Source organism: Streptomyces halobius, assembly GCF_023277745.1.
In the GTDB taxonomy this organism is placed as follows: Bacteria; Actinomycetota; Actinomycetes; order Streptomycetales; family Streptomycetaceae; genus Streptomyces; species Streptomyces halobius.
The window spans coordinates 3,957,290-3,976,043 of the sequence record NZ_CP086322.1 but is presented as its reverse complement, the minus strand read 5'-3'; the positions used below and the strand labels follow the sequence as shown (position 1 = coordinate 3,976,043).

General features: G+C 71.9%; 18 protein-coding genes. 10 read left to right on the top strand and 8 right to left on the bottom strand.

Annotated elements, in window-relative coordinates; translation table 11 throughout:
* Window positions 1–71: 71 nt before the first annotated feature.
* The gene (locus K9S39_RS18025; RefSeq protein ID WP_248864391.1) at window positions 72–1,145 is read right to left on the bottom strand and encodes a sigma factor-like helix-turn-helix DNA-binding protein; all 1,074 of its coding nucleotides are present in this window, start codon (window positions 1,143–1,145) and stop codon (window positions 72–74) included.
* Window positions 1,146–1,267: 122 nt separating this feature from the next.
* Between K9S39_RS18025 and K9S39_RS18020 the strand changes: the two genes are divergently transcribed.
* On the top strand, window positions 1,268–2,995 hold the full coding sequence (locus K9S39_RS18020) for a cell division protein PerM (RefSeq protein ID WP_248864390.1): 1,728 nt from the start codon (window positions 1,268–1,270) through the stop codon (window positions 2,993–2,995).
* An 88-nt stretch (window positions 2,996–3,083) separates the two neighbouring features.
* On the opposite strand, the gene K9S39_RS18015 is transcribed toward K9S39_RS18020, so the two are convergent.
* Together K9S39_RS18015 and K9S39_RS18010 are read right to left on the bottom strand one after the other, a co-directional pair.
* Window positions 3,084–3,851, bottom strand: a complete 768-nt coding sequence (locus K9S39_RS18015; protein WP_248864389.1) for an alpha/beta hydrolase — start codon at window positions 3,849–3,851, stop codon at window positions 3,084–3,086.
* Between the two features lie 154 nt (window positions 3,852–4,005).
* A complete protein-coding gene (locus K9S39_RS18010) occupies window positions 4,006–5,031 on the bottom strand; it encodes a hypothetical protein (protein ID WP_406708145.1) in 1,026 nt (341 codons plus the stop codon).
* A gap of 251 nt (window positions 5,032–5,282) precedes the next feature.
* On the opposite strand from K9S39_RS18010, the gene purN reads away from it, so the two are divergent.
* On the top strand, window positions 5,283–5,960 hold the full coding sequence (gene purN, locus K9S39_RS18005) for a phosphoribosylglycinamide formyltransferase (RefSeq protein ID WP_406707963.1): 678 nt from the start codon (window positions 5,283–5,285) through the stop codon (window positions 5,958–5,960).
* A complete protein-coding gene (gene purH / locus K9S39_RS18000) occupies window positions 5,957–7,537 on the top strand; it encodes a bifunctional phosphoribosylaminoimidazolecarboxamide formyltransferase/IMP cyclohydrolase (RefSeq protein WP_248864387.1) in 1,581 nt (526 codons plus the stop codon). Before purN ends, purH begins: the two co-directional genes overlap by 4 nt.
* A gap of 227 nt (window positions 7,538–7,764) precedes the next feature.
* Here purH and K9S39_RS17995 read toward each other — a convergent pair whose 3' ends face one another.
* The 3 genes from K9S39_RS17995 to K9S39_RS17985 all read right to left on the bottom strand — a co-directional run bounded on the left by K9S39_RS17995 (window position 7,765) and on the right by K9S39_RS17985 (window position 9,710).
* Entirely contained in the window at window positions 7,765–8,064 is a 300-nt protein-coding gene (locus K9S39_RS17995; protein ID WP_248864386.1) for a hypothetical protein, read from the bottom strand.
* 167 nt (window positions 8,065–8,231) lie between these two features.
* Window positions 8,232–8,789 (bottom strand): hypothetical protein, encoded by a 558-nt coding sequence (locus K9S39_RS17990; protein ID WP_248864385.1) that lies wholly within the window; start codon window positions 8,787–8,789, stop codon window positions 8,232–8,234.
* A 180-nt stretch (window positions 8,790–8,969) separates the two neighbouring features.
* Entirely contained in the window at window positions 8,970–9,710 is a 741-nt protein-coding gene (locus K9S39_RS17985; RefSeq protein ID WP_248864384.1) for an RDD family protein, read from the bottom strand.
* A 234-nt stretch (window positions 9,711–9,944) separates the two neighbouring features.
* Here K9S39_RS17985 and K9S39_RS17980 point away from each other — a divergent pair, with 234 nt between their 5' ends.
* The 3 genes from K9S39_RS17980 (at window position 9,945) to K9S39_RS17970 (ending at window position 12,852) form a co-directional block, all read left to right on the top strand.
* Entirely contained in the window at window positions 9,945–10,799 is an 855-nt protein-coding gene (locus K9S39_RS17980; RefSeq protein WP_248864383.1) for a bifunctional methylenetetrahydrofolate dehydrogenase/methenyltetrahydrofolate cyclohydrolase, read from the top strand.
* A 152-nt stretch (window positions 10,800–10,951) separates the two neighbouring features.
* Window positions 10,952–11,380: a DUF3017 domain-containing protein gene (locus K9S39_RS17975; RefSeq protein WP_248864382.1), complete on the top strand. Its 429-nt coding sequence runs from the start codon at window positions 10,952–10,954 to the stop codon at window positions 11,378–11,380.
* Window positions 11,381–11,634: 254 nt separating this feature from the next.
* Complete coding sequence (locus K9S39_RS17970) at window positions 11,635–12,852, top strand: NADP-dependent isocitrate dehydrogenase (RefSeq protein WP_248864381.1); 1,218 nt, start codon at window positions 11,635–11,637, stop codon at window positions 12,850–12,852.
* A 138-nt stretch (window positions 12,853–12,990) separates the two neighbouring features.
* Here the strand turns inward: K9S39_RS17970 and K9S39_RS17965 are convergent, their stop codons facing one another.
* Window positions 12,991–13,416, bottom strand: a complete 426-nt coding sequence (locus K9S39_RS17965) for a peptidase inhibitor family I36 protein (protein ID WP_248864380.1) — start codon at window positions 13,414–13,416, stop codon at window positions 12,991–12,993.
* A gap of 428 nt (window positions 13,417–13,844) precedes the next feature.
* Between K9S39_RS17965 and K9S39_RS17960 the strand changes: the two genes are divergently transcribed.
* The 3 genes from K9S39_RS17960 to K9S39_RS17950 all read left to right on the top strand — a co-directional run bounded on the left by K9S39_RS17960 (window position 13,845) and on the right by K9S39_RS17950 (window position 16,804).
* Window positions 13,845–14,639, top strand: coding sequence for a peptidoglycan-binding protein (locus K9S39_RS17960; protein WP_248864379.1), 795 nt, complete (start codon window positions 13,845–13,847; stop codon window positions 14,637–14,639).
* Entirely contained in the window at window positions 14,636–15,502 is an 867-nt protein-coding gene (locus K9S39_RS17955) for a helix-turn-helix domain-containing protein (RefSeq protein ID WP_248864378.1), read from the top strand. Before K9S39_RS17960 ends, K9S39_RS17955 begins: the two co-directional genes overlap by 4 nt.
* A gap of 246 nt (window positions 15,503–15,748) precedes the next feature.
* Entirely contained in the window at window positions 15,749–16,804 is a 1,056-nt protein-coding gene (locus tag K9S39_RS17950; protein WP_248864377.1) for a helix-turn-helix domain-containing protein, read from the top strand.
* 127 nt (window positions 16,805–16,931) lie between these two features.
* Here the strand turns inward: K9S39_RS17950 and K9S39_RS17945 are convergent, their stop codons facing one another.
* Window positions 16,932–17,207, bottom strand: a complete 276-nt coding sequence (locus K9S39_RS17945; RefSeq protein ID WP_248864376.1) for a DUF1876 domain-containing protein — start codon at window positions 17,205–17,207, stop codon at window positions 16,932–16,934.
* Window positions 17,208–17,749: 542 nt separating this feature from the next.
* Here K9S39_RS17945 and K9S39_RS17940 point away from each other — a divergent pair.
* The gene (locus tag K9S39_RS17940) at window positions 17,750–18,739 is read left to right on the top strand and encodes a malate dehydrogenase (protein ID WP_248864375.1); all 990 of its coding nucleotides are present in this window, start codon (window positions 17,750–17,752) and stop codon (window positions 18,737–18,739) included.
* The last annotated feature ends 15 nt before the right edge of the window (window positions 18,740–18,754 follow it).

The window sequence follows — 18,754 nt, the reverse complement described above, 5'->3', positions numbered from 1 at the left end:
GGGGCGGACTGGATACGGGCACCGGCTGCCGCTGACTGGTTGCTGCCGACTGGCTGCTGCGTACTGGTGGCTCACGGGAGGGCCGGGGTGAGGCTGGCATCCGGGGGCAGGGTCGGTTGCGGTCCGGACGGGGACTCCGGGGCGGGCGTGCCCGGGTGACGCCCCGTCGGGGCCCTGGTGCCCTGTGGTGAAGCCGGATCGCGGTAGTCGACCTGGGTGCCGGGGGAGGCGGGGGCGCGCGGCGAAGCCGGGGCGGTCGCGGCGCGCCGCTCCGGCGGCGGGGTGTGGCTCCTGGGCGCGGTGAGCAGCGAGAGCGCGGTGGTCGCCGCGACCAGGCCGGTCAGCCCGAATGCCGCGCGGGTGGTCCACCGGGTGCTGCGCTCGCTGTCGGTCCGTACGGTCCGTGGAGGCGGCGGCGCCACCGGGTGCGCGGCGGCCAGTGCGGAAATCCTGGCGTGCAGGATCTCGCCCTTCCGGGCCGGCGTCTGCCGGTCGAGCCCCAGTTCGGGCAGGCGCAGCGCGACCGTCTCCCGCGCATGGGCCAGCCGTCGGGCCGCCGCGGTCGGGCTCGCCTCCAGTTCGGCCGCCGTCTCGTCGATGCCGAGCCCGAGCCCGTCGTGCAGCAGCAGCGTCCGGCGGTACGGGACGGGCAGCGCCAGCAGCGTCTCCAGGAACGCGCGGTCCGCGGGCGCGGCGGGCGCCGGCGCGGGAGCCTTGGGAGTCGGCTTCTGGGCGGCCCGGCGCCGGCGGAGCAGCGGGCGCCACGGCGACAGCGCCTCCTCGTACGCGGCCGCCCGCACCCAGGCCGCGGGGTTCGGCGCCGTCGCCACCTCCGGCCACTGCCGCCAGGCCAGTTGGAACGCGCGCTCAACGGCCTGCTGCGCGCTCCTGGGCTGTCCGGTGAGCAGATACGCCTGCTGGGTCAGGGGGGCGGCGTGCTCGTCGTAGAGGGCGTCGAAGGCGGTGGCGGCTCGGGAGGGCTCTGACAGGGCGCCTGACGGTGAGTCGGCAGGCGGAGCGGGCGCCGGGCCCGCCCCCGTCACGTCGCACAAGGGGGCATGGCGGGACGTCCGGACCTCCCCCTGCGCGGTCCGCGTGCCCTGCTCGCGTCGTGTCCGCCGCATTCGCTGCTTGCCCTGCATCATGTCCGCCTCTCCACGGCGAGGGGCTCCGGCCAATGTGAAAACATGAATAACCACATACCGCGCGACACGTCGGACAATCATGCATACATCGACGAAACGGGTGTTATTGGCAGCATGGCGCCGTGAGCCAACTGACTGATCGCGGCCCGACCTTCTCCTCGCACGGCCGAACCGTCGCGCAGCGCTCCTCCGCGATCGGCGCCGCCTTCTTCGGCGGTGTGATGGCCGCCTGCCTCGGTCTCGGGGCGTTCGCGGTCACCGTACTGCTGCTCTGGGTCGCGTCGCTCTCCCCGGCCGGCGACCCGACCCCGGCCCTGCATCTCTCCGCCGGCCTCTGGCTGCTCGCGCACGGCGGCGACCTCGTACGGAACGCCACACTCTCCGGGACGGCGGCCCCGCTCGACGTGACCCCGATGCTGCTCGCCGTGCTCCCCGTCTGGCTGCTGCACCGGGCCGCCCGGCACACCCTGGCGACGGCGGACGTCCGCCCCGACGACCGGGACGGGGCGGCGCACGGGTCGCGGTCCGGACGCGTGCTCGACGCGGCGAGCGGCGCGGAGGTGACGGCGCGACCCGGGCCGCGCCCCCTGCTCGGCGCGGTGCTGACCGGCTATCTGCTGGTCGCGGGCGGTGCGGTGCTCTACGCGTCGACCGGCCCGGTGACCGCCGCCCCGTTCAGCGCCCTGCTGGGCGTCACGGGCACCGCCGCCGCGACGCTGACCGTCACCACCTGGCGCATCCTCGGCAACACGGCAGCCGACCTGCTCCCCCCTCCACTCCACCGATCGCTGACCACCATCCAGGACAGGACACGCCATCTGCTCCACGGCGCCCGGCCCGCCGTCGCGCTCCGGGCCGCCACCGCCGCCACGCTCACCCTGCTCGCCTGCGGAGCGCTGCTCACCGTCCTCGCGCTCGGCCTGCACGCCGGCGAGGTCCACCGGGATCTGCGCCAGCTCGCACCGGACTGGGCGGGCCTGTGCACAGTGGTGCTCCTCTGCCTTGCCCTGCTCCCCAACGCGGCCGTCTGGGGCGCCGCGTACGGGCTGGGGCCGGGCTTCACGGTCGGCGCGGGCAGCACCGTCGGACCGCTGGGCGCGTCCGGCTACCCGGCGCTGCCGCACTTCCCGCTGCTCGGCGGGCTGCCGGACGCGGGCGCGGGACGACCCCTCACCTGGGCCGCGGCCGCCGTGCCGGTGGCCGCGGCGGCCCTGCTCGCCCGGTACGCGGCCCGGTCGACGGGCTCGCCCGAGGAGCCCATCACATGGCGGGCGACCGCGTCCGTGGCCGGCCTGGGGGCCGCCGTCTGCGGCGCGGCGATGGCGGCGCTCGCGGCACTCTCCGGCGGAGCGCTGGGCAGCGGCGCCCTCGCCGACTTCGGCCCCAGCTGGTGGCTCACGGGCCTCGCGGCAACGGGCTGGACGGCACTGCTCGGCATCCCGGCAGCACTCGCCCTACGCGCCGGCCGCCTGCGCACGGCCACCCGGACCGACCGCCCGTCGACGGACCGCGGCAGCCGGTTCGTGTTCCCACAGCGCCGCCCGAAACGGGTGGCTCCGGCGGGCGCGCAGACGGCGACGTCCGCGGCGCCCGCCACGACCGCGACACGTGCACCGGTGCCGGAGACCACGCCTGCCGCCGCACGCCACGCCTCGGACAGGTACCCCGCAGCCACGCCCGTCGCCGTCCCACCCCCGAAGCCCGCCAGGCCCCCGGTGTCGACCAGGCCCCCGGTGTCGGCCAGGCCCGCCCCGGGGGACGGCACACGCGGTCCCGCTGCTCCGAAGGTTCGCGGTACGGCGGACGCTCCCGTTGCCGCTGAGGCCAAAGACGAGACCGATGCGGCCTAGACGAGCGAGTCCTGTCCAAGCCCTGTCGTCGAACTCCCGCCGTCCAACCCCGTCGTCAATGTCGAACTCCCGCCGTCCGCCCCGTCGGTCAGACCTCGGGACGCGCCCCGGCCACCGCCAGTGTCCGGGCCAGCAACCAGCCCGCCCGTACGGCGTGTTCGGCGGTCGTCGGGACGCAGCGGTCCGCCGCCGGGTCGTACTCGGTCATGATCACACCTGCGTGGTCGGTGTCCGGCTCCTGGAAGGTCACCGGCCGGCCCGTGGCGCGCAGCGCGTCCGCCAGGTCGCGGGAGTGCCGGGGGTCCAGGACCGTGTCCCGGCTGCCGTGGACGAGGTGGACCGGGACGGCCGGGGCCATGCCCGCGGCGAGATCGTCAAGCGGGGCGGTGCCGGTGGTACGCGCCGGGAGGTCGTAGCGGCCGGCCACACCCACCACGGCCTTCGGCCGCCACCCCTCCGCGATCTCGGGCCGCTGTGCGACCCCCAGCGCGGCCCCGGCCCCCGCGGACCACCCGGCCAGTACGCACGACTCCTCGTCGCCGCCCGGCCCGCCCGCCTCCTTGCGGGCGAAGGCGAGCGACTCCAGCAGGTGTGCCCGGCCGCCGTCCGCGGCGTCCGAGCGCCAGTCCGGTACGAGCACCAGCAGCCCGCGCGTCGCCGCAGTGTGCGCCAGCGGCTCCAGGACATCCCGCTCGTCCGGCCCGATGCCGTGCCAGAGGAGGACGGTCGTCGCCGGACGGGACGCGGTATCCGGGCGGTAGAGGTCCAGCCGCTGGCCGCTCGGGCCGTAGACCAGCCCGCGTTCCGTCTCCACTGCCGTGCCCGTGCCGGACGTCTCGGATGTCTCGGAAGTCATGGCGATCCACGCTAGACCGTGTCCGATGGGTCGGGTCCTGGGGCGTGTGTGCGAACAGCCCGAGGTGGTGTCCCCGTTCCCGGGAATACGCCTCGGCCCCAGGGGCCGCCCCAACTTCCGCGCGCCCCTACCCCTGTCCTGACCTACCCCTGCCCTAATCCTGCGTCCCGAGCAGCGGCCGGAGCTGCTTCGGGAGGAGGTTTTCGCAGGACTTGCTGGCCTGTTGGGTCAGGGCGTCGTCCACGCAGGTGAAGTAGTCGCGGTAGACGATCTGCAGGGTGAACGTCGCGGCCACCATCATCAGCGCCAGCGTGGCCGTCACCAGGCCCGCGATGGCCGCGGTGGTCTGCGGCCGGGTGGAGTACGGGGCGGACGGGCCGTCAGGGTTCTGGCCCGGGGCCGGGCGGCCCTCCATCGCGGCGGTTGTCGCCTCCGCGGTCGTCTTCGCGGAATTGGGCTTGGCGCGCAGTGAGCTGATGCTCCAGTAGATCGCCAGCGCCCCCAGCAGCAGAGCGATCTCCGGCAGGCTGAAGAGCACGAAGAAGAACGACCACATGCCGCCGAGCAGTGCGTAGCGCGCGCGGCGCTGGGCGGGGTCGGTCGGGTCCCAGCGCAGGCCGCCCGGTCCGCCCGGTCCGCCGGGACCATTCTGGCCGCCGCCCTGCTGCCCGCGGCCGTTCGGCCGGGTGCCGAAGCCACCGCTCTGGCGGCGCGGCTGCCGGCTGCTCCACTGGCTGCCCCAGGTCGGGGCGGGCTCGTCCTGCGGAGGCTGGTCCTGATCGCCTTGCTGTCCCTGGCCGTGCGGCGCGGGGTGGCGCGGCCGCCACTCCTGGTCGGGGGTGTCGGCCGGCGGGGGCGCGAAGGGGTTGTCCGGGTCGGGGGAGGCGGCGCCATCGGCTCCCTTGGACCCGCCGGATCCCTGTGAGCCGGTCGATTCCCGGGGCCCGCTCGGTTCCTGTGAGCCGGCCGATTCCCGGGCCCCGTCCCATTCCCGGGCCCCGCCCGATTCCCCGGCTCCGCCGGATCCCTCGGACTCAGGGGAAGGGGAGTGTGAGGAGGAGGACGACGACCTGTGCTCACGCGCCAGCAGCACCATCCCGGGGGCGGTCACGGGCTGGGGGTACCACCCAGCGGTAGCTGGGGGAGGGAGGAGGGCCGCGCGGCGGCGTCGGACCGGCATCTGGAGTGTGTCTTCCCCTTGTCTTGGCCGTCCGTCCGGCCGGTGGGCCAGGCGGTCGATCACCATGAACTGCATGCGTTCTCATGCCCGACGCTACCTCCCGCGCTCGCCCCCGTCCCGTGGGGGCCGCTCGGGTGTGCCGGTATCGTTGCTGACGGTCGGCGCCTTCGTAGGGTTCCCCGTATTTACGCGACCCATGGCTTCGTACGACCGTACAAACCGGCAGCCCCACCCGCGAGAAAGACCCCGACGTGGCACCCCCGCTCCCGCCGCCCCACCCGGATCCGCTCCCGCCGCCCCACCCGGCCCCACCCGCCCCCGCCCGCATCGTCGTGCTCGTCTCCGGTTCCGGGACGAATCTGCAGGCGCTGCTCGACGCCATCACCGAGGAAGGGCCGGCGGCCTACGGTGCCGAGATCGTGGCCGTCGGCGCCGACCGTGCGGGCATCGCGGGCCTGGAGCGTGCCGAGCGGGCCGGTCTGCCGACGTTCGTCTGCCGGGTCAAGGACTACGAGAGCCGGGCCGCCTGGGATGCCGCGCTCACCGAGGCGACCGCCGCGTACGCGCCGGATCTGGTGGTCTCGGCCGGCTTCATGAAGATCCTGGGGAAGGATTTCCTCGCCCGCTTCGGCGGCCGGACCGTCAACACCCACCCGGCGCTGCTGCCCAGCTTTCCCGGTGCCCACGGCGTGCGCGACGCGCTCGCGTACGGCGCGAAGGTCACCGGATGCACCGTCCACTTCGTCGACGACGGCGTCGACACCGGCCCGATCATCGCCCAGGGTGTGGTCGAGGTCCGGGACGAGGACGACGAATCCGCGCTGCATGAGCGCATCAAGGAAGTCGAGCGATCGCTGCTCGTCGAGGTCGTGGGGCGTCTGGCCCGGCACGGCTACCGCATTGAGGGACGAAAGGTACGTATCTCGTGACCGCCACTGCCGAAGGAACCAAGCGGCCGATTCGCCGCGCGCTGGTCAGCGTCTATGACAAGTCCGGGCTGGAGGAGCTGGCGCAGGGGCTGCACGCGGCGGGTGTCCAGCTCGTCTCGACCGGGTCGACGGCCGCGAAGATCGCCGCGGCCGGGGTGCCGGTCACCAAGGTCGAGGAGCTCACCGGCTTCCCGGAGTGCCTCGACGGCCGGGTCAAGACCCTGCACCCCAGGGTCCACGCCGGCATCCTCGCCGACCGGCGGCTGCCCGACCACGAAAAGCAGCTCGCCGACCTGGGCGTGGAGCCGTTCGACCTGGTGATCGTGAATCTGTATCCCTTCCGGGAGACGGTCGCCTCCGGCGCCACCCCCGACGCGTGCGTGGAGCAGATCGACATCGGCGGCCCGTCGATGGTCCGCGCCGCCGCCAAGAACCACCCGTCGGTCGCCGTCGTCGTCAACCCCGCCCGCTACGACGATGTCCTCAGGGCGCTCGCCGACGGCGGTTTCGACCTCGTCGCCCGTAAGCGGCTGGCCGCCGAGGCGTTCCAGCACACCGCCGCGTACGACGTGGCCGTGGCCTCCTGGTTCGCCGACTCCGCTACGGGATACGGTGCCGCCGACGACGATTCCGGCCTCCCGGACTTCCTCGGTACCACCTACGAGCGCAAGAACGTGCTGCGCTACGGCGAGAACCCGCACCAGGGCGCCGCGCTCTACGTCAACGGCAGGGGCGGCCTCGCCGAGGCCGAGCAGCTGCACGGCAAGGAGATGTCGTACAACAACTACACGGACACGGACGCCGCGCGCCGTGCCGCGTACGACCACACCGAGCCCTGCGTGGCGATCATCAAGCACGCCAACCCGTGCGGTATCGCGGTCGGTCTGGATGTCGCCGAGGCGCACCGCAAGGCGCACGCCTGTGACCCGGTGTCGGCTTACGGCGGCGTGATCGCCGTCAACCGCCCGGTCTCCGCCGCCATGGCCGAGCAGGTCGCCGAGATCTTCACCGAGGTCATCGTGGCGCCCGACTACGAGGACGGCGCGGTCGAGATCCTCTCCCGCAAGAAGAACATCCGGGTGCTGCGCGCCCCGGGAGCCCCGGCGGACCCGGTCGAGGTCAAGACCGTCGACGGCGGGGCGCTCCTCCAGGCGACCGACCGTCTGCAGGCCGGCGGCGACGATCCGGCCAACTGGACCCTCGCCACCGGTGAGGCGCTGTCCGCCGTGGAGCTGGCCGAGCTGGCCTTCGCCTGGAAGGCGTGCCGTGCGGTGAAGTCCAATGCGATCCTGCTCGCCAAGGACGGTGCCTCGGTCGGCGTCGGCATGGGGCAGGTCAACCGCGTGGACTCCTGCAAGCTGGCCGTCCAGCGCGCGGGCGAGGAGCGGGCCCGCGGCGCCTATGCCGCCTCCGACGCCTTCTTCCCGTTCCCCGACGGCCCGGAGATCCTGATCGCGGCCGGTGTGAAGGCCATTGTGCAGCCGGGTGGTTCGATCCGTGACGAGCAGGTCGTCGAGGCCGCTGAGCAGGCCGGGGTGACGATGTATCTCACGGGGACGCGGCACTTCTTCCACTGAGCGTCACGCGTGTTCCGCTGAGCAGCACGACGGTGCCTGAGCACGGCGTACGTACTGCCGACCGTCACGCACGCTCCCTCAGCGTCACGCGCGCGGGCCCGACGGATGATTCCGCCGGGCTCCGCGTGCGTCCCCCCGTTGCTGTGGTGGCGAAGCCGCCCAGCAGTGGCTCTTCCAGCGCACGGCGTCGACCGTGTAGTCGTAGCCGGTCCACTTCTCACCGGGGCTCAGGCGGCCCAGCGGTCCTTGCTGCTGCCCGTGAAGTGCCACTTGACCCAGGCGTGGTCCTTGGCCTCGCTGGTGAATCCGTTGTTCGTGCCGGCGACGGCGAGGAAGATGACCTTGCCGTAGCGGGCGGTGTCGACGCGAACGCGATACCTCGGACCTCTCAGGGTGCGCAACTCCCGTGCGGCGTGTACTTCTTGAGTCGACCTCCTCCCCTCGCCCCGAAGGGCGAGGGTTCTCCGTCTGCGGGTGGAGTTGCTGTAGGCGGTCTCCAAGTCCCGCAAGGACTGCTGGAGTATCACCGCCGACACCTCACCCAGCCAGGACCGCGGGCATCAGGCGATGATGCCGGGAGGGGCTGCTGACGTGCCGGAAACGGCCAACGGCGCCGGAAACGGCGAAGGCTCTCACCGCGTCGTGCGGTGAGAGCCCTGCGCCGGCCGGCCCGGGTGTCTGCGCCCCGTGGCCGTCAGTAACGCGGTCGGTTGAACCAGGCGGTGCCGTCGTCCTTGGACACAAAGATAATGATCATGACCCCGAGGGCGGTGTGAACCAGGCCGATGGGGAACGTCATCAAGCTGATCAGGGTGTTGGCGACACCGAAGATGATGGCGCCGACGCGCACGCCGGAGCCGCCGTTCGCGAACTGGACACCCAGCGTGATCGCGGCCCCGGTGAAGATCACGATCAGCACGATGGCGGCGATCAGCAGGCCCTTGCCGAAGTTCATCGCCATGATGCTGTCGGAACTGGCGTACTCCGAGGTGTTCTTCGACGCCTTGCTGACGCTGCCGAGCAGCGCCACGGCCCCCACCAGGCCGATCAGGTTCAGGCCGGCGAGCACGAACAGCATCACGCGCGCGGCCTTCACCCCGCCCGGCATGACGGTCGGATAGGGCGCGGGCGCTCCGGGCATCATCCCGCCGCCCGGGAAGGCGCCGTACGGCGACGGCTGCTGCTGGGGATAGCCGTATCCGGGCTGCGGGCCCTGCGGCTGGCCGTAGGGATTCTGGTTCGGATAGCTCACGAGCGGTGTCCTTCGGGCTTCATGACCGGAATTCAGAGTCGTACGAGGACGGTAGCCAACGGCCCAGTGGCCTCGTCGGGCGAGTCCCCGCCTCCCGTACAGCGGCGCGAAGGCCCCGATCGCGCGACTGCGAGGGGGCCTTCGGAGGCTGGGTGTCGGGCCGGCCTCGCCGCCGGCGTACTAGGCCTTGACGACGACGGTGCCGCAGATCTTGTCGGCGAAGGTCTGGCTCTTCTCGTCCCACAGCGGCCACAGGAAGCCGAGAGAGCACAGCGCGCTGTCCAGGAAGGAGTGGCACAGCTGGCGCCCGAAGGCGGTACCGAAGCCGAGCGGGGCACCGGTGCCCTCGCGGACGACCCGGATGTTCAGGGCCTTCTTGCCCGGCGTCTGGCCGGTGCTGCCTTCCCTGGAGATGAGGACCATGAAGCCGGCGAGGGCGACCAGGCCGGCCAGCACCATGAGGAGGATCGCGAAGGCCGGCGGGCCGGCGGCGTCGCGCACGCACGAGTAGTCGTATTGGCCACAGCTGGAGGTGTCCGGCGTGGTGTTGGCCGTGACGATGATCGCGATGATGTACAGGATGCCCGGAACGACCATCACGATCAGCCCGTCGAGAAGGCGCGCGCCCAGGCGCGCCCCCCAGCTCGCGTACCCGTACGGCATCCCCGGCATCCCCGGCATCCCCGGCATCCCGGGCTGGCCGTACGGTCCGGGCTGCTGCGGGTAGGCGTAGCCCGCGGGCTGGGCCTGCTGCTGCGGGTAGCCGTAGGGCTGGCCGGGCTGCTGCGGCTGCGGCGGAGCCTGCTGCGGGTAGCCGTAGCCCGGCTGTGCCTGCGGCGGCACGGGGGGCTGTTGGCCGTACGGGCCCTGCGGCGCCTGCGGCGGCTGGCCGTACGGGTTGTTCGGATCGCCGAAGCTCATCTGGTTCTTTCCTCCGTTGGGGACGACGCAGCCGTGACTCGGAGGAAAAACAGGTTTCACTGGCCCGCCCCCGACGATGCCTGCGGCACTCGACCGACAATCCTTCTAGGTGTGCGTTAACTCTGTCCAGTCGCGGCGGCAAGGCGTTGTGCAAGTGCAATGATCAATTCCGGCCACTGCGGCCTCGTGTGCTCGGATTGGAACAGTGCCGCCCCCATCCGCGAGGATGGAGCCATGACTGCCCAGATTCTGGATGGCAAGGCCACCGCCGCCGCGATCAAGTCCGAGCTCGTCGCCCGCGTCGAGGCGCTCAAGGCCAAGGGTGCGCAGCCCGGCCTGGGCACCCTCCTGGTCGGTGACGACCCGGGCAGCCGCTGGTACGTCAACGGCAAGCACCGCGACTGCGCACAGGTCGGCATCGCTTCCATCCAGCGTGAGCTGCCGGAGACGGCCCCCCAGGAGGAGATCGAGGCGGTCGTCCGGGAGCTCAACGACAACCCCGCCTGCACCGGCTACATCGTTCAACTCCCGCTCCCCAAGGGCATCGACACCAACCGCGTCCTGGAGCTCATGGACCCGGCCAAGGACGCGGACGGGCTGCACCCGATGAGCCTGGGCAAGCTGGTGCTGGGCGTCGAGGGTCCGCTGCCGTGCACCCCGTACGGCATCATCCAGCTGCTCCGCCACCACGGCGTCGAGATCAAGGGCGCGCACATCGTGGTCGTCGGCCGCGGGATCACCGTCGGCCGCTCGATTCCGCTGCTGCTCACCCGTAAGTCCGAGAACGCGACGGTGACCCAGTGTCACACCGGGACCCGCGATCTCTCCGCGCACCTCAAGCGGGCCGACATCATCGTGTCGGCGGCCGGTGTGCGGCACATCATCAAGGCCGAGGACGTCAAGCCGGGCGCGGCCGTCCTCGATGTCGGTGTCAGCCGCGACGAGCACGGCAAGATCGCCGGCGATGTCCACCCGGACGTCGCCGAGGTGGCCGGCTGGATCTCCCCGAACCCGGGTGGCGTCGGCCCGATGACCCGCGCCCAGCTGCTGGTCAATGTCGTCGAGGCCGCCGAGCGCGCGGCCGGCTGAGCCGGGCCGCACAGCGGTAGGCGTACGGTCACCAGGGAAAGACACCGGAAGACAGCGGAAAATACCGGAAGAGACTGCAAGACCACGGAAGCCACCGGAAGAGACCGCAGGACAGCGGAGGACACCGGAAGAACGGGAAAGGGACTGCCAGCATGGGTGCCGAAGCGCATTCGGACGCAGCGTCCGAGCCGCAGCGCTCCTCGCGCCGCTTTCCGCAGCTGACGCGGGACACGGCCCGGCCGGAGGGCGGCGGACGGGCCGCCTCCGGCGGCTATCCCGCACCGGCCCGGCAGTGGCCGCTGCTCACCGTCATGGGCGGGGTCGCGGTGGGACTGCTCCTCGTGGCCGTCGACGGGTTCCGTATCGGGGCGCTGGTGATCGGGCTCTCCCTGCTGGCGGGTGCGGTGCTGCGGTGGGCGCTGCCGGCGGTGGGGATGCTGGCCGTGCGTTCCCGCTTCACCGATATGGCGGTTTACGGGCTGCTGGGCTTTGTGATCGTGATCCTGGCGATGATGGTGCAGCCCAGGCCGTGGCTGCACATCCCGTTCCTGGACGAGATCGTGCACTTCACCGTGCGCTGAGACGGCGCTCACCGAGGCGCCGTGCGCTGAGACGCCGTGCACCGGGACGCTGTGCGCCGAGCTGCCGCGCACGGAACCCCGGCGCTTTCCCGGCCGGACCCACGGGCCGAATCTCCGGGCGGGATGTCCCGTTTCGAGTAGCTTGATGGCGGGATATTTCGACGAGTCCGAAGGGTGCTGCCTCACGTGCCTCGCACGTGGGCCGCGCGCCGGATCTCGCCGACCGGGCCGCAGCGCGAGAGGGACGTACCCCGATGGCCAAGATCAAGGTAGCCAACCCCGTCGTCGAGCTCGACGGCGACGAGATGACCCGCATCATCTGGTCCTTCGTCAAGGACAAGCTGATCCTCCCGTACCTCGATATCGAGCTGGAGTACTTCGACCTCGGCATCGAGCACCGTGACGCGACGCACGACCAGGTGACGATCGACGCCGCGCACGCCATCCAGCAGCACGGCGTCGGCGTGAAATGCGCCACCATCATCCCGGACGAGGCCCGCGTCGAGGAGTTCAACCTCAAGGCGATGTACCGCTCGCCGAACGCCACCCTCCGCGACATCCTCGGCGGTGTGATCTTCCGCGAGCCCGTCATCATGGAGAACGTGCCGCGGCTCGTCCCCGGCTGGACCAAACCGATCGTCATCGGGCGGCACGCCTTCGGCGACCAGTACCACGCCACCGACCTCAAGGTCCCCGGTGCCGGCAACCTCACCATGACCTTCACCCCGGAGGACGGCGGCGAGCCGATCGAGCTGGAGGTCCATGCCTTCCCGGGCGCGGGGGTCGCGCTGTCGATGTTCAACCACGACGACTCGATCCGCGACTTCGCGCGCGCCTCTTTCCGCTACGGCCTGGACCGTCACTACCCGGTCTATCTGTCCACGAAGAACACGGTCCTCAAGAAGTACGACGGCCGCTTCAAGGAGATCTTCCAGGAGGTCTTCGACGCCGAGTTCAAGGCCGGGTTCGACGCCAACGGCCTGACCTACGAGCACCGGCTGATCGACGACATGGTCGCCGCCGCGCTGAAGTGGCCGGGCGGCTATGTCTGGGCGTGCAAGAACTACGACGGCGACATCCAGTCCGACATCGTCGCCCAGGGCTTCGGCTCGCTCGGCCTGATGACCTCCGTCCTGATGACGCCCGACGGCCGGACCCTGGCGGCCGAGGCCGCACACGGCACCGTCACCCGCCACTACCGCCAGCACCAGCAGGGCAGGGCGACCTCGACCAATCCGATCGCCTCGGTCTTCGCCTGGACCCGCGGTCTCGCCCACCGGGGCAAGCTGGACGACACCCCGGAGGTCACCGGGTTCGCGCAGCGGCTGGAGCGGGTCTGCGTCGAGACCGTCGAGGGCGGTCAGATGACCCAGGACCTGGCGCTGCTCATCGGGCCCGAGCAGCCGTGGCTGACCACCGAGCAGTTCCTGGACGCGCTGGACGCCAACCTGCAGAAGAAAATGGCCGATTGAGACGCCTACCGCTGATGAACGGCGGCCGATGCACGCGATGAACGGCGGCTGACGCGCGCGACGAACGGCGGTCCGTCCTCTCCCCCGAGGGAGGACGGACCGCCGTCGGCGGCGCCGGCAGGCCGGCCGGTGCCCCGGTCAGCGGCAGTTGATCCACTTGTTGGAGTGGATCACCCCGCCGTCCGGGTCGACGAACTTCGTGCCCTTTTTGTAGACCCGGGACTTGCCCGTGTAGTTCTTGCCGGCCCAGACCTTCACATCGCAGCTGCGGCCGTGGTTGTAGACGGAGTAGATCCGGCTGCCGAACGCGCCGCCGAAGCGGGCGAGGTCCCGGTTGTTCCCCGCGACCTTCTGCATCCGTCCCTTGTAGTTCTTCTTGGGCCACACACAGAGGTAGCCCTTGGGGCAGGCACCCGCGCCCTTGGCCGTGACGCCCGTCTCGGCCTTCCCGGCGGCGGACGACCCGTTGCCGGCCGCGTACGCGGTGCTGCCGATCCCGGTGCCCGCGAGGGCGAGCGCCGCGACGCCGATGCCGATGCGCCGGCGGGTTGCGGTGATGGTCATGAATTCCTCCCCGTGAGTGGTGGGGCTCCCCGTAAGCGGTGGAGTTTCCCCGTAAGCGGTGGAGGCGGCGCGGGGTGGACCGCGCCGCCCGGTGGTGCGTCACCGACTGTGCCGCCTGCCGGGGTTGACCCGCCAGGGAATCCGGCCCGGTGCGGACCGGATGGGACGTCCCAGGCTCTGACCTGCGGGGACGCCGTCGGCCCAGACGTCGCGGTGGGACGGGGACGGGGGTGGGGGCAGGGAGGGAACAGGGAGGAGATCTGGGACGGGGCGAGGCCCCGTCAGGGGGTGGTACACCTGTCCGGATCGGTCGCGATGGGGGTAGAAACGGTAACGAGCGGAACCGGGGGTCGAGCGCCCGCCATCATTCGGCGGAGAGGGGGCGGCGACGCCTCGGGGGACGATAACGAACGCGTGTGGGGTGGAACATGTCGCGTTGGAAAGAGCTGCCCGGATCGCTTGATCAGCGAGTCCGGCAACTGGTCGTACAGCTGCGGAGGTTAAAGGACCACAGCGGGCTGAGCCTGGCCTCGCTCGCCGTCAAGACCTCGTACAGCAAATCGTCGTGGGAGCGTTATCTCAATGGCAGGAAGCTGCCGCCGCGCGATGCGGTGGAGTCCCTGGCGAGGGTCTGCGGCGCCGATACGGCCCGGCTGCTGGCGCTGCACGAGGTCGCGGCGCAGGCGTGGGAAGCGCAGCGGCCGGAGGCGGAGGCCCCGCCGGAGGAGCGGACGGAGCAGCCGGACGAGGGGGCGGTGGCCGGCCGCCGCGAGGTGTGGGCCGGCCCGTTGGGGCTGGCCGCGCTGGGCGTGCTGGCCGGGCTCATCGTGGCCGGTGCGGTGCTGCTGGTCGTCCGCCCTTGGCAGGACGACACCGGTACTGGGCGGGGCGCGGGCGTCACCGCGGCCGGCCGGGCGCCGAATGCCTCGCCGACGTTCTCGCACCGGCCGGGGGAGACGTACTCCTGTCACATCCAGCGGAAGGAAGGCGCCCTGTACGCCGGGCGAAGCCGCACCCGTACGGCGATTCTGGGCAACGGCATGGCCGGCTGGCAGGTTGTCGAGGCGCAGTGTCTGTTGCACCACCAGGGGTACGACCCGGGCCCGGTGGACGGCATCGTCGGCGAGAACACCATGCGCGCCGTCAAGCGCTTGCAGGCGAAGGCCGGGCTGCCCGCTGACGGGATCGTGGGCCCCGACACATGGAAGGTGCTGCGCCGGTGAGCGGAAGTGGCAGCGAGCTGTGCGACACGGTGGAGAGCGCCCGGCTCGCCGAGGGCATGCGGGAGTTGCGGGGGCGTACGGGGCTGAGCCTGGCCGCGCTGGCCGCCAAGACCCCTTACAGCAAGTCCTCCTGGCAGCGCTATCTCAACGGCAGGAAGCTGCCGCCGAAGGACGCGGTCGTGGCGCTGTGCCTGCTGGCGGGGGAGCCGTCCGGCCGGCTGGTCGCGCTGTGGGAGCTGGCGGACGCGGCCTGGAGCGGACGGGGCCGGTCGGGTACCGCGCAGGGCCTGTCGGGCACCGCGCAGGGCCGGTTGGGCGTCCCTGCGCAAGATGCCGGAAAGGAGACGGCCGCCGTCAAGCCGGACCGTCCGGCATGGCGGCTGCCGCGCCGGCTGGTGCCGGTGGCGGCCGGGGTGTGCATCGGTGCGGCGGGGGTCGCCGCGGCGCTGGCGTTCTGGGCGGGGGACGGGGGCGACGGGCGGAGCCCCGCGCCCGCGTCCGCCGCGGTGACCGGCTGCCAGGGCCAGGCGTGCGACGGCAAGGATCCGCGGTCGATGTACTGCGGTGGCGAGGGGCAGGTGGCGTCGGTCCTGGAGCGGACGGCCGCCGGCGGAGCGCATATTGAGGTCCGGTACGGCACGGCGTGCGGCGCGGCCTGGGGACGTCTGCACAGCGGCCGCATCGGGGACCGTATCGAGGTGTCGGTGCCGGGGGCCCGGCCGCGCTCGGCGACGGTAAAGGACCGGTTCGACGCCGAGGGGTATCTCGTGACGCCGATGGCGGTGGCCCGGGGGCCGAAGGGCATCTCGCTGTGCTTCTACCCGGCGGGCGGCGGAGCCGAGGAGTGCTTCACCAGGACGTGACCTGAGTGGTGGGGTGGGGTGCCAGGAGCGCGACGGGACAGAGGGGCGTGCGTGCGGGGCGTATACGGGTGAGGGTTGGTGCCCGTATGCCCCCGTGTGCCCGCCGCCGTGGGAACTGGCATCCTGACCCAAGGCATCTCCGTGGGTAGCCATAGGAGGCCGGCCGCCGTGAGAACCCGAACCGGAAGAAACCGGTATGAACACGGACGGTGTGAACGTGTGCGTACGGGGGGATAGGGGAACGACATGGCTCGCTGGAAGGCGCTGCCGGAGGAACTCGATCCGCAGGTGCGGGAGTTCGCCAGTCAGCTGCGCAGACTTGTGGATCGCAGTGGACTGAGCGTGGCCTCCGTCGCGGACCGTACGGGCTTCAGCAAGACGTCCTGGGAGCGCTACCTCAACGGCCGGCTGCTGCCGCCGCAGCGCGCCGTCGTCGCGCTGGCCGAGGTCACCGGCACCAATCCGGGGCATCTCACCACACTCTGGGAGCTGGCCGAGCGGGCCTGGAGCCGTTCGGAGATGCGGCACGACGTCACCATGGAGGCGATACGGGTGGCGCAGGCGCGGGCCGCGCTCGGAGAGTCCGGCCAGTCGCCGGACGAGCCGAAGCCGACCTGGAAGGCCGCGGGGCGGCCCGGCCGGAGCGCGGGAGGCCCGGTCGCCACCGCCCCGCAGCCGCCGCAGCCGAGGAGCGACCAGGCGCCGTCCGGCGCGGACTTCCCCGGTCTGGCGGCGACCACCCCGCCGGCTGCCCCGGCCGCTCCTGCCCCGGAGCCGCCGTCCGCCGGGCGCGGCCGTACGGCGCTGATGTTCAGCGTCGGCGTGGTGGGCGCACTGCTGGTCGCCGTCGCCGCCGTGCTGCTGCTGAATCCATTCGGCAGCGACGGGAGGGCGGCCCCCAAGCCGTCGCCGACACCGAGCAAGAAGCCGGTGCTGCCCGCCGGGGTGAAGTGCTCCGGCGCCGACTGCGCCGGACAGGACCCGGAGGAGAAGGGCTGCGCCGACGAGCACGCCGTCACCGCGGCCCGGGGCGTGGCCGGCGGCGCGCTGATCGAGGTCCGCTACAGCAAGGTCTGCCGCGCCGCCTGGGCGCGGATCACCGCCGCGGCCCAGGGCGACCAGGCCACCATCAGCGCGGGCGACCGCAGCGCCACGGCCCGCGCCGGGGCGGACGGCGACGCGTACACCCCGATGGTCGAGGTGACCGACGCGTCGAAGGTCTCCGCCTGCGGGACGACGGTCGCCGGCCGGAAGGGGTGCACGCAGCCGGTGCCGGGGGCGCCGGTGACCCCTAGGGGGTAATCGAACAGAACCCTTAAGGGTCGCGAGGGCCCCCTGCGGGCCGCCAACGCGGCGTGCCCGGGGGGATATTCCCGCCGGGATATTTGAGGACGCACCCCCTCAGGGCGACAGCGGGTACGACGTCCCCTCAGGGCGACAGCGGATACGACGTTCGCCCGGACGCCTCGTCGATTTCGTCGTGTGCCTTGGTCAGCAACTTCATCGCCAGTTCGTTCAGCGCTCTGGCTCCCGCCACCTCTTCGCCGACCCTCGGCTGATTCGCATCCGCGGGGTGGCGGCTGGCGTACCCATGGGACCGCACCTCGCTCCCGTCAGGGAGCCGGACGAGGGCGGCCGCGCGGGTGCGGTGGTTGTCCTCCTCGAATTCCAATTCCACATGCCATCCGATAGCGGTCTTCAACATGACGCTCACCTCCGGAACCGCTGTAACCAGATTGCCCCCGCTGTCCCGCCCGCGCAGGACATGCCCACCCGTCGCCCGACCACCGCCCCGGCAGGAGGCGCTTCGCGTCGCCCCTCTCATGCGTCGCCCGACCACCGCCCCGGCAGGAGACTCCCCCGGACTCCGTCCGGGGCCCCCATCGCGTCGGCCCTCTCAACCCGCCCCGCCACAGCGCGCGAAACGGAATGGCATGTCCCGCCGGATCCCGGGCATGCGACCAGTACCCCCCTACGGGTACGGCACAACTCGGCGGTCGCCCGCACCCCCCCTCCATGTGGGCGGCCGCCCACCCCGACGCGCAGGGATCCCCGGTGGCCGCGACACCCGGTGAGCTGTTCCACACCGGCCCGTCACCTGCGCCGGGCAGGGGTCCGATAGCCTGACGGCCAGGTCTCTCGATACCAAGACACCTCGGTGAGACCTGGATAAATGGGCAGGGACACCCACCGCCACCCCTGGTGGTCTGGGGCTTGCCCCCAGAAAACGTCGCGCAGGAGATCGCCATGACCCGCACTCCCGTCAATGTCACCGTCACCGGCGCCGCCGGCCAGATCGGTTACGCACTCCTCTTCCGCATCGCCTCCGGTCATCTGCTCGGCGCGGACGTGCCGGTCAAGCTGCGCCTCCTGGAGATCCCCCAGGGCCTGAAGGCCGCCGAGGGCACCGCGATGGAGCTCGACGACTGTGCCTTCCCGCTCCTTCAGGGCATCGACATCTCGGACGACCCGAACGTGGCCTTCGACGGTGCGAACGTCGCGCTGCTCGTCGGCGCCCGCCCCCGTACGAAGGGCATGGAGCGCGGCGACCTGCTGGAGGCCAACGGCGGCATCTTCAAGCCGCAGGGCAAGGCCATCAACGACCATGCGGCGGACGACATCAAGGTCCTGGTCGTCGGCAACCCCGCCAACACCAACGCGCTGATCGCCCAGGCCGCCGCGCCGGACGTACCGCGCGAGCGCTTCACCGCGATGACCCGCCTGGACCACAACCGCGCCATCACGCAGCTCGCGCAGAAGACCGGCACCCCGGTGAGCGAGATCCGCAAGCTCACCATCTGGGGCAACCACTCCGCCACCCAGTACCCCGACATCTTCCACGCCGAGGTCGCCGGCAAGAACGCCGCCGAGATCGTGAACGACCAGACCTGGCTCGCCGACACCTTCATCCCGACCGTCGCCAAGCGCGGCGCGGCGATCATCGAGGCCCGTGGCGCCTCCTCCGCCGCCTCGGCCGCCAACGCCGCCCTCGACCACGTCCACACCTGGGTCAACGGCACCGCCGAGGGCGACTGGACGTCCATGGGTATCCCCTCGGACGGTTCCTACGGCGTCCCGGAGGGCCTGATCTCCTCGTTCCCCGTCACCACCAAGGACGGCGCGTACGAGATCGTCCAGGGCCTGGAGATCAACGACTTCTCGCGCGAGCGCATCAACGCGTCGGTGAAGGAGCTGGAGGAGGAGCGCGAGGCCGTCCGCGGTCTCGGCCTCATCTGAGCTCTCGGCCTCGTC